At 37.5% G+C, this 14,761-nt stretch carries 8 protein-coding genes; 3 read left to right on the top strand and 5 right to left on the bottom strand.

All coding sequences use genetic code 11. The annotated features are described in order from the left end of the window. Position 1: 1 nt before the first annotated feature. The 3 genes from HCO57_RS01295 to HCO57_RS01285 all read left to right on the top strand — a co-directional run bounded on the left by HCO57_RS01295 (position 2) and on the right by HCO57_RS01285 (position 6,491). Positions 2 to 1,543: a RagB/SusD family nutrient uptake outer membrane protein gene (locus HCO57_RS01295; protein ID WP_167987491.1), complete on the top strand. Its 1,542-nt coding sequence runs from the start codon at positions 2 to 4 to the stop codon at positions 1,541 to 1,543. 96 nt (positions 1,544 to 1,639) lie between these two features. Further along, positions 1,640 to 4,972, top strand: coding sequence for a VCBS repeat-containing protein (locus HCO57_RS01290; protein ID WP_167987490.1), 3,333 nt, complete (start codon positions 1,640 to 1,642; stop codon positions 4,970 to 4,972). Between the two features lie 4 nt (positions 4,973 to 4,976). Continuing rightward, positions 4,977 to 6,491: a sulfatase family protein gene (locus tag HCO57_RS01285; RefSeq protein WP_167987489.1), complete on the top strand. Its 1,515-nt coding sequence runs from the start codon at positions 4,977 to 4,979 to the stop codon at positions 6,489 to 6,491. 3 nt (positions 6,492 to 6,494) lie between these two features. Here the strand turns inward: HCO57_RS01285 and HCO57_RS01280 are convergent, their stop codons facing one another. From HCO57_RS01280 to HCO57_RS01260, 5 genes are all read right to left on the bottom strand, one after another. Then, entirely contained in the window at positions 6,495 to 7,514 is a 1,020-nt protein-coding gene (locus HCO57_RS01280) for an L-rhamnose/proton symporter RhaT (RefSeq protein ID WP_167987488.1), read from the bottom strand. A 39-nt stretch (positions 7,515 to 7,553) separates the two neighbouring features. Next, positions 7,554 to 8,597, bottom strand: coding sequence for an aldose epimerase family protein (locus HCO57_RS01275; protein WP_167987487.1), 1,044 nt, complete (start codon positions 8,595 to 8,597; stop codon positions 7,554 to 7,556). A 4-nt stretch (positions 8,598 to 8,601) separates the two neighbouring features. Continuing rightward, positions 8,602 to 10,002 carry a sulfatase gene (locus HCO57_RS01270; protein WP_167987486.1) on the bottom strand — a complete coding sequence of 467 codons (1,401 nt, stop codon included), beginning with the start codon at positions 10,000 to 10,002 and terminating at the stop codon, positions 8,602 to 8,604. A 7-nt stretch (positions 10,003 to 10,009) separates the two neighbouring features. Further along, on the bottom strand, positions 10,010 to 11,200 hold the full coding sequence (locus tag HCO57_RS01265; protein WP_410492680.1) for a glycoside hydrolase family 117 protein: 1,191 nt from the start codon (positions 11,198 to 11,200) through the stop codon (positions 10,010 to 10,012). Between the two features lie 190 nt (positions 11,201 to 11,390). Continuing rightward, on the bottom strand, positions 11,391 to 14,735 hold the full coding sequence (locus tag HCO57_RS01260) for a VCBS repeat-containing protein (protein WP_167987484.1): 3,345 nt from the start codon (positions 14,733 to 14,735) through the stop codon (positions 11,391 to 11,393). Between the last annotated feature and the right edge of the window lie 26 nt (positions 14,736 to 14,761).

The following is a 14,761-nucleotide window of genomic DNA, read 5'->3' as shown; positions in this document are numbered from 1 at the left end:
CATGAGAAATTTAATTAAAACTGGACTTTTGGCTGTAGGTTTAACAGCTTTGACCTTTACATCTTGTGATGATGATATATTGGTAGAAAACCCTACTCAATTTTTATCTCCAGATGCATTATTGGTAGACCGTAAAGGAGCAGAAACTTACCTTTATGGTGCTTATGATGCGGTGCAACACATTGTATCTGCTGGGGGGCAAGGTAAAGATGGATGGGGTATTCATTGGGGCTCTGTTGCTGCTGATGAAGTTGTTTTTCCACCATGGGCAGGTGATCGTAAATTTATCTACTTACACCAGCTTACGCCTTCTAATAATATCGTAAGAAAAATTTGGGGCGATTTGTACGAATCATTGAATAGAGTAAATAGTACCATTGATCGTGTAGGTGCTATGACAGATGACCAGATAGATGCAGAAGACAGAGCAAAATTTGTTGCAGAAGCTAGGTATTTACGTTCTATGGTGTTGTTTAGTCTTGTAAGTACTTGGGAGAATCCACCTTTAATTTTAGAAGAAACTAAGGATTTAAACAACCTAGAAGTAACCAATGCTACACCACAAGAGTTTTATACGGCTATTATTGCAGACCTGCAAGCCGCTGCTGCCGTATTGCCAGATGAACAAGGAGCGGGCAGAGCTACTAAAGGTGCTGCACAGGCATTACTAGGTAAAGTTTATTTACAGATGACTGGTTTTCCTTTAAACCAGACCGATAAATTCGCTGCAGCAGAAGCTGTACTATCAGAAGTGATGAATAGTGGTACGTATGACTTGGTTCCAAACTACAGGGACGTTTTTAGCCTTAATAATGAGCAAAACCAAGAAATGGTATATTCCATTGGTATGGACGGCCCGTCTAAGAACGAAGGAGGACTTTTGAGTACGTTTTACGGACCCAATGGAAATGTCTTTAATGGTGGAGGCTGGGGAACCTGCTTTATTAATCACGCACATGAGGCGTCTTATGATAGAGAGGATATACGTTTATTTAATAATGTTGCAAAACACAATGCGAATCAAACTGATCCTGAGCAAGGTTTTTCTAATCCAGAAACGCATACCGTAGGTATGAATACTTGGAGAGGCTGGAAATGGCATGCGGAAAAACCAAATCAGTATCCGAATGATACACCCTTTGACAATCCTTACATTAGATATGCAGACGTACTATTAATGTATGCTGAAGCTAAAAATGGTCAAGGTACTTTAACGCAGGCAGATTTAGATATGACAGTCAATAGATTACGTGCTCGTGCTAGAATGTCAGAAACAGCTGTACCTGACGCTGTAGTTGGCACAGTAGCAGAGAATGCTACCATGCTACTAGATGAGCGTAGAAAAGAACTTTGTTTTGAAGGCTGGAGACGTAACGACTTGATTCGCTTTGGCGTTTATAAAGAAGCTATTTCTGGTATTACACAGGGCGGCCCCAATGCCGGTGACCCAGGACCTGAGTTTCAAGATTTTGAAATTAGATGGCCTATTCCACAATCAGAAATGGATATTAATCCAAATTTAGTACAGAATCCTGGTTACTAATAGGTTTTATTCTATAAGATTCTAGATGATACAGCCTATCCGTTGCTAAAACGGATAGGCTTTTTTACCTTAACTAACTTCAAACTAGAACTAACTATGAAAAGCTACTCTTTTACCCTATTGCTTCCTTTATTTCTACTTCTATCGGCTTGTAAAAACAATGGTAAAAAGCAACCAGAAGCAAATAGCACTAAAAATACATCTCCCCTATTTGCGCTAACCAATTCAGAAGAAACAGGGATTACCTTTAATAACCATATTGAAGAAAATTCAAAAAATTTTTTCGGCATATTTAACTATGTATACAATGGTGGGGGTGTCGCTATTGCAGACATCAATAATGATGGACTAAGTGATATTTACTTTACAGGTAATGAAGTCCCAGATAAATTATACTTAAACAAAGGTGATTTTAAGTTTGAAGATATTACCCAAAATAGTGGAATAAATAGTTCTAAGGGTTGGAATAATGGCGTAGTAATGGCAGATGTAAATGGTGATGGTTTTACAGACATATATATATGTAGAGGAGGTTTTAAAAATGCAACATCAGAAAGAACTAATCTACTATACATCAATCAAAAAGATAATACGTTTAAAGAGGAGGCGGCTGCGTATGGATTAGCAGATGATGGCTATTCTGTCATGGCCAGCTTTTTTGATGCGGATAATGATAACGATTTGGACCTCTACTTAACCAACAGACCAGAAAACTTTTTTCTTAACTACCAACAAGTTTTAGAGGGTAAACAAAAAGAATCCGATTTATACCGTGACAAACTTTACATTAACACCAATGGTACTTTTAGAGAATTGGGGTTACAAAAAGGTATCAAGCAAAACTTTGGTTACGGATTGGGTTTAGTTACAGGAGACGTTGATAAAGACGGGCTTACAGATGTTTTTGTGGGGAATGATTATTTAGAGCGAGATTATCTCTACATGAATCGAGGAAATAGCCAATTTAAAGAGGAGCTTAAAAACCGCTTTAATCATATACCCTTTTATAGTATGGGTACGGACCTAGTAGACCTAAACAATGATGGTTGGGAAGATTTAATTCAGTTAGAAATGCTTCCTGCAGATTACGAACGCTCTAAAACTACTATGGCAGATATGAATACGCAATTGTTTAGTGACATGACTAATAATGGTTTTCATTATCAATACATGCACAACACGCTACAATTAAATAGAGGTAATGGTATTTTTAGTGATGTATCTCAGTATGCGGGTATTGCTAAAACCGATTGGAGTTGGGCTTGTTTAGCAAACGATTATGACCATGATGGTTTACGAGATATTCTAATAACCAACGGTTTTAAAAGAGATATTTGGGATAAGGATGCCACCATTAAGTTTAGACAATACATGCAAAGTCCAGTGGCAAAAACACGCACAGAAGAAGAAAACATAAAACACATAATAGGCTTATACCAAGAAAATAAAATAAGCAATTACGTCTATAAAAACACTGGCGATTTAAAATTTGAGGATAAAACAAAAGCGTGGGGCTTATCTAAAGAAAGTTTCTCTAACGGTGCTGCAACAGCCGATTTAGATAATGATGGTGATTTAGATTTGGTCATCAATAACGTAAATGATATTGCTTTTGTATATGAAAATACGTTAAGTACTGATAAAAATTATTTAAAGATAAAACTAGAAGGCCCTGCGGGTAACAAAGACGGTCTAGGAGCCAAAATTAGCATTTGGCAAGAGGGAAACTTGTTGTACCAAGAATTTAAAACAGTACGCGGTTACCTCTCTTCTGTAGAACCTATAGCTCATTTTGGATTAGGAAATCAGCAAACTATAGATAGCATAACTGTAGTTTGGCCTAACGGAAAAGAAAATAGTTTGGTGCACATAAATACGAATCAGACCCTAAAAATTTCTTACGGAGAAGCTCAAGAAGTAATAAACATTAAAGATGCTCGCCCTACCTTATTTAGAGAGCAATCTGCTACTGTGTTTGTAGAAACACCTACACACCAAGAAAACATATTTGATGATTTTGAAAAACAAGTGCTTTTACCTCACAAATTGTCTCAGTTAGGTCCCTGTATTGCAGTTGGCGATGTAAATAATGATGGTTTGGATGATTTTTACTTGGGCGGAGCCTCTGGAAGACCAGGAGAAATTTTAGTACAAACCGCCAAATCTCAGTTTAAAAAAATGAAAGTATCCTTGTTTAAAAAAGATGGGGCTTATGAAGATGTGGCTGCCTCTTTTTTTGATGCAGACCAAGATGGTGATTTAGACCTCTACGTGGTTAGCGGTGGTAACGAATTTGAGTCTGGTTCAAAACATCTATTAGACCGGTTATATGTTAATAATGGAAAAGGTAGTTTTGATGAATCCAAAATAGTAAAAGATAGTGGTGAAAGTGGTGGCTGTGTTATCCCTTTTGATTTTGATAACGATGGCGATTTGGATGTTTTTGTTGGTGGTAGAGTATTGCCAAACGCTTACCCCTTTGCTCCTAAAAGTAAGATTCTCCAAAATAACAACGGGCAGTTCAGAGCAATAACCGCAGAACTAGCACCAGACTTAGAAAATATTGGCATGGTTACAGATGCCATTTTTGTAGATGTGGATGGTGACCAACAAGAGGAATTAATTCTAGTAGGAGAATGGATGCCCATTACCGTGTTTAAATCGAATGGCAACCAATGGAAAAACGTAACTGAAGAATTTGGTTTACACCGTACTCATGGCTGGTACAATACTATTACCGCGGTAGATTTAAATGCAGACGGTCAAAAAGAATTGATTGCGGGTAATTTAGGTCTTAACTACAAGTTTAAAGCCAATTTAGAACATCCCTTCAAAATTTATGCGAGCGATTTTGACCGTAATGGCACCAATGATATTTTCTTAGCCAAAGAATATAAAGGTAGAGAGGTACCTGTAAGAGGTTTACAATGTAGCTCCGAACAATTACCTGGTTTAGATCGTAAATTTACTTCCTTCTCCCAATTTGCTAAATCTAACCTTAGACAAATTATAGGCGATGGTTTAGATACAGCCTTACATCTACAAGCAGTGGAATTTGCTACTGTAATGGTTCAATTTAATGCTGATGAAAGTACCATTACCCCACTACCCTACCAAGCCCAATTTTCTAGTGTTAATGGTATAATTTCTGGAGATTATAATGCAGACGGCCATATAGATGTAATACTTGCTGGCAATAAGTTTGAAGCAGAAATAGAAACCACAAGAGCAGATGCATCTGTTGGACTTGTCTTGTTAGGTGATGGTAAGGGTAATCTTAAACCTATGCATAATTTACAGAGCGGTTTCTTTACACCGAAAAATGTAAAATCACTCGCGCAATTACAATTAGCCAATGGGCGTTTGGCAGTTTTGGTTGGTAATAATGACGATGCGCTTCAACTATTCACGTTACAAAAAACATTGTAAACTTATGTCCCTCAAACTTCGTATTAGTATTTTATTCTTCGCTTTGAGCTTCGCTACTAATGCTCAAGAAAAACCAAATGTCATTGTCATTTTAGCAGACGATTTAGGTCTTGGAGACCTCTCCTTCTACCGTAAAAAACATACGGCTAACATTATCTTAGAAACACCAGCTTTGGATTACTTGGCAGAAAATGGAGTTGCTTTTACCAATGCTCATGCGCCAGCCTCTCTATGTGCTCCCAGTAGGTATGCTATTATGACAGGGAATCACTGTTACAGAAGTGAATATCCATGGGGTGTTTGGGGCAGTTACCAAAAATCGCCTATCAAAAATGACCAACTTACTTTAGGAAAACTGATGCAAAATGCAGGATACCATACTGGCTTTTTTGGAAAATGGCATTTGGGAGGCGACTTTAAACGTAAAAGCAATCCTACAACAATTTACAGAGGCCCAAGAAATAAACCGCAGTTAGACATTGATATTACTAAGATTATGGGTGGTGGTCCAAGTTATCAAGGATTTGATTATAGCCTAACTTTCATGGCAGGTATACAAGATGTGCCCTATGCTGTTTTCGAAAATTCTGATTATTTGCCTTTAGCTTCTGATTCTGAAATCACCTTTATCACTCAAAAGAAGATGGATAAATTAGGGGTAACCTTAGATAAGGACGAAGGTTTGGGGGATAGTCACTGGAATCCACATAAAATGGGGCCTTTACTTATAAATAAAGCATTAGATTATATTGATGCACAGGCTGATAAAGAAAAACCTTTTTTTATGTATTACTCTAGCCTTGCAGTGCATTTACCACATACCCCAGCTGCCTTTCTTAATGGTGTAAAAGTGGCAAACACTACGCCATCTAAACATTTGGATATGGTTAAAGAATTGGATATTCAAATAGAGATGCTCCTTTCTAAATTGAGAGAAAAACAACTGTTAGACAATACTTTAATTTTACTTACTTCTGATAATGGTGGGTTATTGATAAGAAACACTTTAGCTTCTGGCCACCAACCAAGCGATATTTATAGAGGTGGTAAAAATCAGGCATATGAAGGTGGCAACCGAGTACCTTTTATTGCCTTTTGGCCTTCTAAAATAACACCTAGAGTAGATAAAAATCCTGTTTTAGGTTTAGATATCATGGGTACCCTTGCGGGTTTAACGCAACAAGAATTACCCAAAAATCAAGCTTTAGATTCTGAAAATTTACTCCCAATTTTATTAAAGAATGCTGATGGTAATGCTAAAAGAACTATTATTACCCAAGCCGGTACTGGCAAAGAAGTAATGATTACGCAAGAAGGTTTTAAATTGATTATTCAGGTAGATAAAAAAGATAAGACCAATACTACACGTTACCCTATTGCCTTATTCAACCTTAATAATAATCCAACAGAAAACGAGGTAAAAAACTTAATTCACCAAACGGAGTATAAAGAAAAAGTGGCTGCTTTGCTCCAACAGTATAACCAACTAAGAGACACAAAAACAGCCACAAGAAGTTAGTTGCTATGCGCTTAAACCATTACTAAACGCAATTACTAAAATACCTGCAATCATTAACCCTAAACCTAGGTATAGGGATGTTTTAGCTTTATTAGGAGCATCTACCCATTCTTTAGTGATAATACCACTCACAATTGCAGTTGCAACAGAGGCTGTATTAAAAATAGCATAGCCAACCGTGTTCCCAGAAGCACCAAGCTTAAATGCTGCGTAAGCAAATAAGGCAGATGCCGCGTAATGAAATATGGCCATAATTAAAATAAGTAAAAAGTTGCTGGTAAAGGCCGGTGTTTTAAATCCACTCCACGCCTTTTTTTGACTTAATTGCCATAAAAAATAAGCCGTCATTACCAAACCACCACTTATAAATATGGGGAACATAACAGCTACAGCAGTTACCCATTCTGGATTTCCTTGTACTGTACTGGCATCATGCAAATACGGTCTACCTGCCGCATTGGCATAACTAAATCCTGTAGCCAATAAGCCACCTATAATAGCAATAAAAATACCAGTAAGCATAGAGCCTTTTTTAGGTGAATTTTCATTGGCATTTGCTAAGGCAGCTTCCTCTCTTAAAATGCCAGCTCTGCCATTTAATATTACCCCAAAAAGTACAATTAAAATACCCACCAAAATATAAGTAAGGACATTGGTTGCTGGCAACCCATCTTCTATAAATGGTAATAAAGAGCCAACAAGAATTATAGTTCCTATAAAAATAGAAAAGCCCAAAGACAACCCTATATGATTAATGGCCTTGCTCCACATCATCACTCCTATTCCCCATAAAAAACTAGTTAATCCCATTTTAATCCATAATTCCATGGGCATGTTACTAAAGATGCTACCAAAGCCGTCTATTAGCAATACGGATGCTAAAATGGGCACCACAAACATGGTCAATAAAAAGAAAAGACTCCATGTATTTTCATATTTAAAATCCTTAGTAAATTTTTCTGGCAAGGCATAAAGTCCAAGCATTAGGCCAGCACAGATGGCCAATAAAACTCCTGTAATCATTGTTATTTGGTTTTTAGTTCAGTTTATTAGGTATGTCTGTTACCAGCCAAAAGAAAAAATGGTGGTACTATCATATTCTTCTCCCTTCTTAAGAATACTTTTAGGCGAGTTTTTAAGATTAGGCCCATTGGGATAGCGGTGAGTTTCGCAGCAAAACCCTCTGTATTTACCGTATTGCAGGCCATTTTCTCTTTGCAGATTATCTGCGGTATACTTTCCGGTATATAACAGCATCCCTGGTTCTGTAGTCGCTACACGTAATGTACGTCCACTTTCTGGTTCTTTAAAATTAGCTACTTCTGCCATACTAAAGCCTTTATCTGGAAAAATATAAAAGTGCTCAAAACCGTCTTTCATAGCTTGGTGAACGGCACCTATTTGCTTTGGTTCTCTTAAATCATCGGGTTGCCCTACTACAGAAGTGTTTTCCCCAGTTGCCGCTCCTGTGTTATCCCAGACCTGTTTGGTATCTGCATTTACTTGAACCCAATGGCCCTCCACATTGGCTTTAAAACCACTAAGGTTAAAATAAGTATGGTTGGTCATGGTAAAGGGCGTATCTGCATCCGTAGTAGCATGATAATGTATTTTTAACTCGTTCTCATTGGTAAGCGAGAATGTTACTGCTATAGCCACGTTACCTGGAAATCCTTCCTCTAAATGTTCACTTTTGAGTAACATGGTTACAGTAGGTATAGAAGCATCGTACTGTTTTACTTCCCAAATACGTTTATCAAATCCTACTTTACCCCCATGTAAATTATTCGCTCCAACAATTTTTGCAAGCTGATAGTTTTTTCTATTCAAACTAAATTTTGCATCTTTTATTTGCGAGCAATACCTGCCAATGGTACCGCCAAAATAAGGAGCATTAGCCTGGTAAGCATGAGAAAAATAGCTATCTAAGGTATCAAATCCGCAAACTATTTCTTCTACCTTACCAGAGGCATCTGGTAACGTAATAGAAGTTATAGTAGCCCCGTAATTGGTTATCTTAACCGTGACGTTATTATCATTTTTTAGGGTAAATAAATCAATTGATGTATTGTCTAATTGACCAAATTCTGTTGCAGTTAGTTTCATTCTATTAGTTGTTGATTTTTGGTTTTCTAAACGCATCCATACGTTCCGCAGCTTTACCTTCATATACGCGTTTTAATTGCCATAGCGGTCTTTCCAGAGTTAATTCCCAAGCAAACAATTTTTTATATAATTCGCGTACCTTTTCTGGATGCTTAGTTGCCAAATCATTCACTTCGGCAATATCATTAGCTATATTGTATAACTCCGCTGGCCTATCTGGAAAGCGAATTAATTTTAAATCTCCATCCCGTATTGCAGCTCTATTTTCTTTTTTCCAATACAATGTCTGGTGGGGTCTATCTTGCTTTTGCCCCAAAACGTAAGGCATTAAATCTACACCATCTAAATAGCTAGGCAGGTTTACCTTATCATTAGCTGCTTTTAAAAATGTAGGAAACAAGTCTAAAAAAGAAATTGGATAATCATAAGTCCTATTTTTAGGCAATGTACCCTCATGCATCATAATAAATGGAACGCGTATACCCCCTTCTAAATGGTTGGCTTTTGTACCACTCAATGGTGAATTGTTAGCATTATTACTATCCGATGGGCCACCATTGTCATTAGAGAAAACAATCAAAGTATTTTTCATAAGTCCATTGGCCTTCACTTCTTTTAAAAGTTGCCCAATAGCCCTGTCCATAGCTAAGGTCATTGCTGCTAAGGTTTTACGTTTACCTTCTAGATTAGGAAACTTTGCTAAATCCGCTGCTGTAGCTTGCATAGGTGTATGCACAGCATTAAATGATAAGTAAATAAAAAATGGATTTTCTTTATTTTTTTGAATAAAACTATTGGCTTTAGAAGCCAAAACATCCGTTAGGTAACCTTCGTGTTCCAAGAAATTACCAAATCCTTCTTCTAAACGGTTTTCATTTCTGTCTGTAGGATTGTTTTCGTCATACGGCATATAACTTCTAGACCCACCTCTAAAGCCATAAAAGACGTCAAACCCTCGTTTAGTAGGATGAAACTTATCAGCATTCCCCATATGCCATTTACCAAATAAAGCCGTTTTATAACCCTGTTCTTTTAACTTTTCTGCGATTGTTGTTTGGTCTAAAGGCAGTCCCATTTCGTCTCCCATAATACCAGAAGCGCTCATATAACCAGGTACATTATTCTCCTCGTAACCAAAGCGTTGCTGGTACATACCAGTTAGTAATCCGGCCCTTGATGGTCCACATACTGCTGCAGAAGTATAGGCTTGCGTAAACCTAATACCGCTTTTGGCTAGTTTGTCTAAGTTGGGCGTTTTAAATTCCGTACTTCCTTGAAAACCAAAATCTGCATAGCCGGCATCATCGGCTAAAATGAATATAATATTGGGCTGTTCTTTTGCCTGTCCGTAGCCAAATGCTACTGCTAAAAACAAGCATAGTAGTAAGACTTTCTTGTACATCATTATTTCACTAGTATTTTACCTTTCTGTTAGAAGAAAAGCGCATGATGCTTTGATAATCCTTGTTGTTGTATACATGGGTAAGCCCCCATTTTAATGCGCCTACAGGTTCTGTTTCTGTATCTAAGCTTCTATTGATACCTATAGCATGAGGCGGAGTACGGACAGAAGACATGATTTCAAAATTGATGCCATCTGCTGCCCATTGTATGGTATTACGTTCTGGGCCATCTGTTGTGATGAGCGAAGTAATGCCGCCATTATACGGCCATACACAGATTTCATGACCACTGTTACTAATTGGGTTGTATACAGATTTTACATACGGACCTTTGGGGTTATCAGCAATAGCTACCCCGTGTCTTATTTGTCTACCGCCAAAGGTTATTTCTTCGCCCATTTGCTCCCCTTTATAATAGAGGTAAAACTTACCTTTAAATGGTAAAATACAGGGGTCGTGCACCTTATGACTATCAAAATCACCTTTCTTTAGTACCGCAAAACGGTCGTTGGGGTCATCCCCTTTCCATTCGCCATTATCCGCTGGGCTCAATATAGGCTCTTTACTTTTAGTCCATGGACCATCTGGCGAATTGGACCATGCCAGTCCTACTTGATTCTTTACTCTTTTGTTATAGGGCGATTTTACCGTTTGATAGCACAAGTAATACATGCCATCATGCTTCATTATTTCTGTAGTAAAAACAGAACGGTCATCATAACTCCCTGTTTCTCCCCGTTGTACGGCTATACCTTCTTCCTTCCACCTCCAACCATCATCAGAGGTAGCATACCAAATATCGCATCGGTCCCAAGGAAACACTTTCTCATTCTCAATGTCACCTTCAAACCCTTGTGTTTCTCCCGTGCTTTTAGAATACCACACATAGTATTTTCCGTTTTCTTGTATGATAGCACTCGGATCTCTCCTAACCACACCTTCTTCATAAGCTAAATCGCCCTTTAAAGGTTGCATACCGCTAAACTCCACATACCATGGTTCGCGGTCTTCTGTAGACCAAGTTAAAGCGCGCTTAGAGGCTGCGCTTAAATGGTCTGGATTGGTAATTCCTAAATGGTCTAACTGTTCTGCTGTAACTTGATTGGTTGCGTTTTCTGCTACTGTTGTTTCTTTAGAGGCTTGTTCTGAACAAGAAAAGGTTAGCGCTCCTATAAGCAATAGGGCCAAGGTATTGGTCATTCTCATAAATGCAGTTAATTTTAGTAAAAGCTTAATTATTTAAGATAATAATTAAAGCATGCATAAAATCTAAAGTAATTTGATGCTTTTAAATACCTATACGATAATACTAGACAATAACTGTACAGCAAAATAATAGCCTGATAATTAATTATTTGTGATAGTTTTAAAACAATTTGTAGTACACTACCTATTGCACCATTTTGTACCGTTGATGTCTTGCATTATTGTTGTACACTAAGATTGATTGTTCTTGTCCAGCGGTTAGCACCCTTAAATTACGAACGTCTTTTGAAGCAAAAAATCCGGTCTTAAGGTGCGATGTTAAAGTGTATCCTCCTTTACCATCACCTTTTAATATAGCGCCAATGCCTGCATCTGCCCTAGTGGTCTCTACTTCTGCCATATAATTGTTACCAGCCACAACCAAATCTAAATGGCCATCACTATTAACATCTACATGAAGTACGCTGTTAATCGGAAAGCTTTGAAGTTCATTTTGAAAAGGAGTAAAAACAAATTTGCCTTCACCTTGATTGTAAAAAATACCAGACCTAAACTCTGTAACTTGGTAGTGTAAAGAACTGCTTACTCCCTTACCTAAAATACCCTCCAAATCACTATTCGCAAAATCTTTATAGGATACTATTTTTTGTTCTAAATGAGGTAATTGTTGCGTCATACATGTTTTTCCACGTATTGGAACTGCCTTACCATCATAAATTTTAGATAAGATGATGTCTTCTATGCCATTATTATCAAAATCGTTTGTGTATACATGAAAAGGTTCTTCTTCACTTGCATGAAATTTATAGTTTAAACCTAGATTTCCCGCTACAATATCTACATCGCCATCCGCATCTATATCTGTGACCAGCAGTTTATTCCACCATCCGGTTTGGTTCACCAAATCCTTATAACTGTCAGAAGGTTTTAATAAGCCTCCTTTACATTCAAAAACATGCAACCCTAACCACTCTCCCGTAACCAGAAGTTCTTTTTTACCATCGCCATTAAAATCTGCCCATTGCGCGTCCGTAACCATGCCTAAATTTTCCAAATCTGGCGCTATAGATGCTGTAATATCTTTGAAAAAACCGTTTTCATTCAACAATATGCTACTCTTTGGGGCATACGGATATTTCCCAGGTATCACCCTACCACCAACAAATAGGTCTAAGTCTCCATCTTCATCAAAATCATGAGCTGTCACTGTACTACCAGAACTGTACTCTTTTGGTATATTGGCTTCTGCTCTAACAAAGGCGTTATTTCCTTGATTTATATATAAGCGGTCTTGTGCCAAATGAGGCACATTTATGAACTCATAACTACCACTTACTACATACAGGTCCAAATCGCCATCATTATCTGCATCAAAAAAGAGCGCATCCTGGTCTTCATGAGGAGCATCTTTAGTAAAAGAGGGTATCGTAACCGTGGTAAATGTCCCTTCTTTGTTCCCCATTAGTAATTGCCCTGCTTGGTTGTATCCACCGCCTAGGTATACATCATCTAAACCATCTTTGTTTATATCTGCTACAGCAATTGCTTTACCTGTTTGTGATAGTTTATGAGGCAATAAAAGCTGTGCACTATAGTCATTAAAGTAATCTTCTATATGCTGGTGAGCAAAAGGCACTTCTTGCAGCCACTTTTTACCTAAAGTTGTTTCTGAAGATACCGGTTTCGCAAAGCGATAATTTAAGAGTAATGATTGGTTTGCATTGACATCTGTTAATACTTGTACCTTACCATCTGGCCAAATCACTTCCATCTTTTGTACTTTTAGATGATTTGCCAATCCAAAATGAAGTGTTGTTGGTACGGATGATAAAAAGCCCCTAGTAGTGACCATTTCCCTGCTTTGTTGCGTACCATCTTTAAAATAAAGATTTACTTTAGTTCCAATACCAAATCTATTGTGCTCTGGCCCTATTAAATCTATTTTTAAGTGATAGGTTCGCTTTCTGAATTTATTGGTGATGTTATTCCTAAGTACAGTTGCTTTATTATTGATGTTATTGACCACAATGTCTAAATCCCCGTCATTATCCAAATCTGCATACAATGCCCCGTTAGAAAAGCTAGGTTCCATGGTGGCCCATTCTTCTGTAGTAGCTTCAAAGGTTAAATCTCCCTTATTTCTAAAAAAGTAATTCTTTAATTTTTGCTGTGGTAATAGTTGCGCATAGCGCAGAAAGTCCTCTTTGGTAGGTTTTCTATTGTTCTTCTTTAATTCTCGTAAAATTTCACGGTTTTTGTCTTGGTCTATTACGTCTCTGTACACCCCATTGGTGACAAACACATCATTAAACCCGTCCAAATCAAAATCCGCAGATAATATAGACCAACTCCAATCGGTATTAGCAATACCAGCCATTTTACTAATCTCCCTAAAAGAACCGTTACCATTGTTTAGTTGCAGCATATTGTGCATGTATTGGTAATGATACCCTTGAGCAACCATTTCTTCAAAACTAGCTATAGACGTCATAGCCATAGTTGTTTTAGACCTTATGTAATCTTCCGGATTCATATCTAAAGTCAACAGGTCTAAAAAGCCATCGTTATTTACATCTGCCATATCACTCCCCATACTATTAAAAGACATATGCTTAAATAGCTGGTCTCTAGACTCTGTAAAAGTTCCATCGCCATTATTTACGTAGGCTAAATCTGGCACATTAAAATCGTTACAAACATAAATATCTGGCCAACCATCACTGTTAAGGTCACCCACTTGTGGATTTAAGCCAAAACCCAAGTCTATCCGTAAACCGGCTTTTTCAGAAACATCAGTAAAATGACCAGTACCATCATTTTGATACAACCTATCGCTACCTAAAAGTTTTTTAGTTTCTGGGTCACTTTCTACTTGGTCTAGGTCTAAAATTTTCGTTCTACCAGTTATATCTGGGGTATTGGCAATGTAAACATCCAAATCATTATCCTTATCATAATCAAAAAACGTAGCTTGTATGCTTCGGTTGGCGTCTGCTAAGCCATGCTCTTTTGCTTTTTCCGTAAAAGTTAAATCGCCGTTATTAATATATAGTAGATTGGCAAATTTATTGTCTTCTGCTTTCCATCCACCCCGAGATACGTAAATATCTAACAACCCATCGTTGTTAATATCTACCATTGTTACCCCAGTATTAAAACCATCGTTACTATCAATGCCAGCTGTAGAAGTAATGTCTCTAAACTGCATACCACCTAGATTAAGATAGAATTTGTCTGGGCCTGAATTGGAAGTGAAATAAAGGTCTACAAATCCATCATCATTAATATCACCAGCAGCTACCCCACCACCTATGTAGGTATACATGTATTGAAAATAATTAGCCTCCAGAGTTTCTTCTAGAGTATTTATAAAATCTATACCCGTCTCGGTAGCATCTAGATTGCTGAACAGTTTGTATTTTGACTCTAAAGTGGCCAATTGTTCTTCCTTATCTTTTTTACAAGAAACCAATAGTAAGCCACAAAACAGAAAACTAAAAATCTTATTTAAAAATGAAAATGACGGCATAAGCTGATGCTATACATTGAAGATAC

It is taken from the genome of Croceivirga sp. JEA036 (assembly GCF_011882165.1).
Classification (GTDB): Bacteria; Bacteroidota; Bacteroidia; order Flavobacteriales; family Flavobacteriaceae; genus Croceivirga.
The sequence above is the reverse complement of the archived record's forward strand: the minus strand, read 5'-3'. Positions and strand labels throughout refer to the sequence as shown.

Bases quoted from the DNA above. Each gene is read 5' to 3' on its own strand.
- HCO57_RS01295 (WP_167987491.1), top strand. From the start codon at position 2: ATGAGAAATTTAATTAAAACTGGACTTTTGGCTGTAGGTTTAACAGCT.
- HCO57_RS01290 (WP_167987490.1), top strand. From the start codon at position 1,640: ATGAAAAGCTACTCTTTTACCCTATTGCTTCCTTTATTTCTACTTCTA.
- HCO57_RS01285 (WP_167987489.1), top strand. From the start codon at position 4,977: ATGTCCCTCAAACTTCGTATTAGTATTTTATTCTTCGCTTTGAGCTTC.
- HCO57_RS01280 (WP_167987488.1), bottom strand. From the start codon at position 7,514: ATGATTACAGGAGTTTTATTGGCCATCTGTGCTGGCCTAATGCTTGGA.
- HCO57_RS01275 (WP_167987487.1), bottom strand. From the start codon at position 8,597: ATGAAACTAACTGCAACAGAATTTGGTCAATTAGACAATACATCAATT.
- HCO57_RS01270 (WP_167987486.1), bottom strand. From the start codon at position 10,002: ATGATGTACAAGAAAGTCTTACTACTATGCTTGTTTTTAGCAGTAGCA.
- HCO57_RS01265 (WP_410492680.1), bottom strand. From the start codon at position 11,200: ATGACCAATACCTTGGCCCTATTGCTTATAGGAGCGCTAACCTTTTCT.
- HCO57_RS01260 (WP_167987484.1), bottom strand. From the start codon at position 14,735: ATGCCGTCATTTTCATTTTTAAATAAGATTTTTAGTTTTCTGTTTTGT.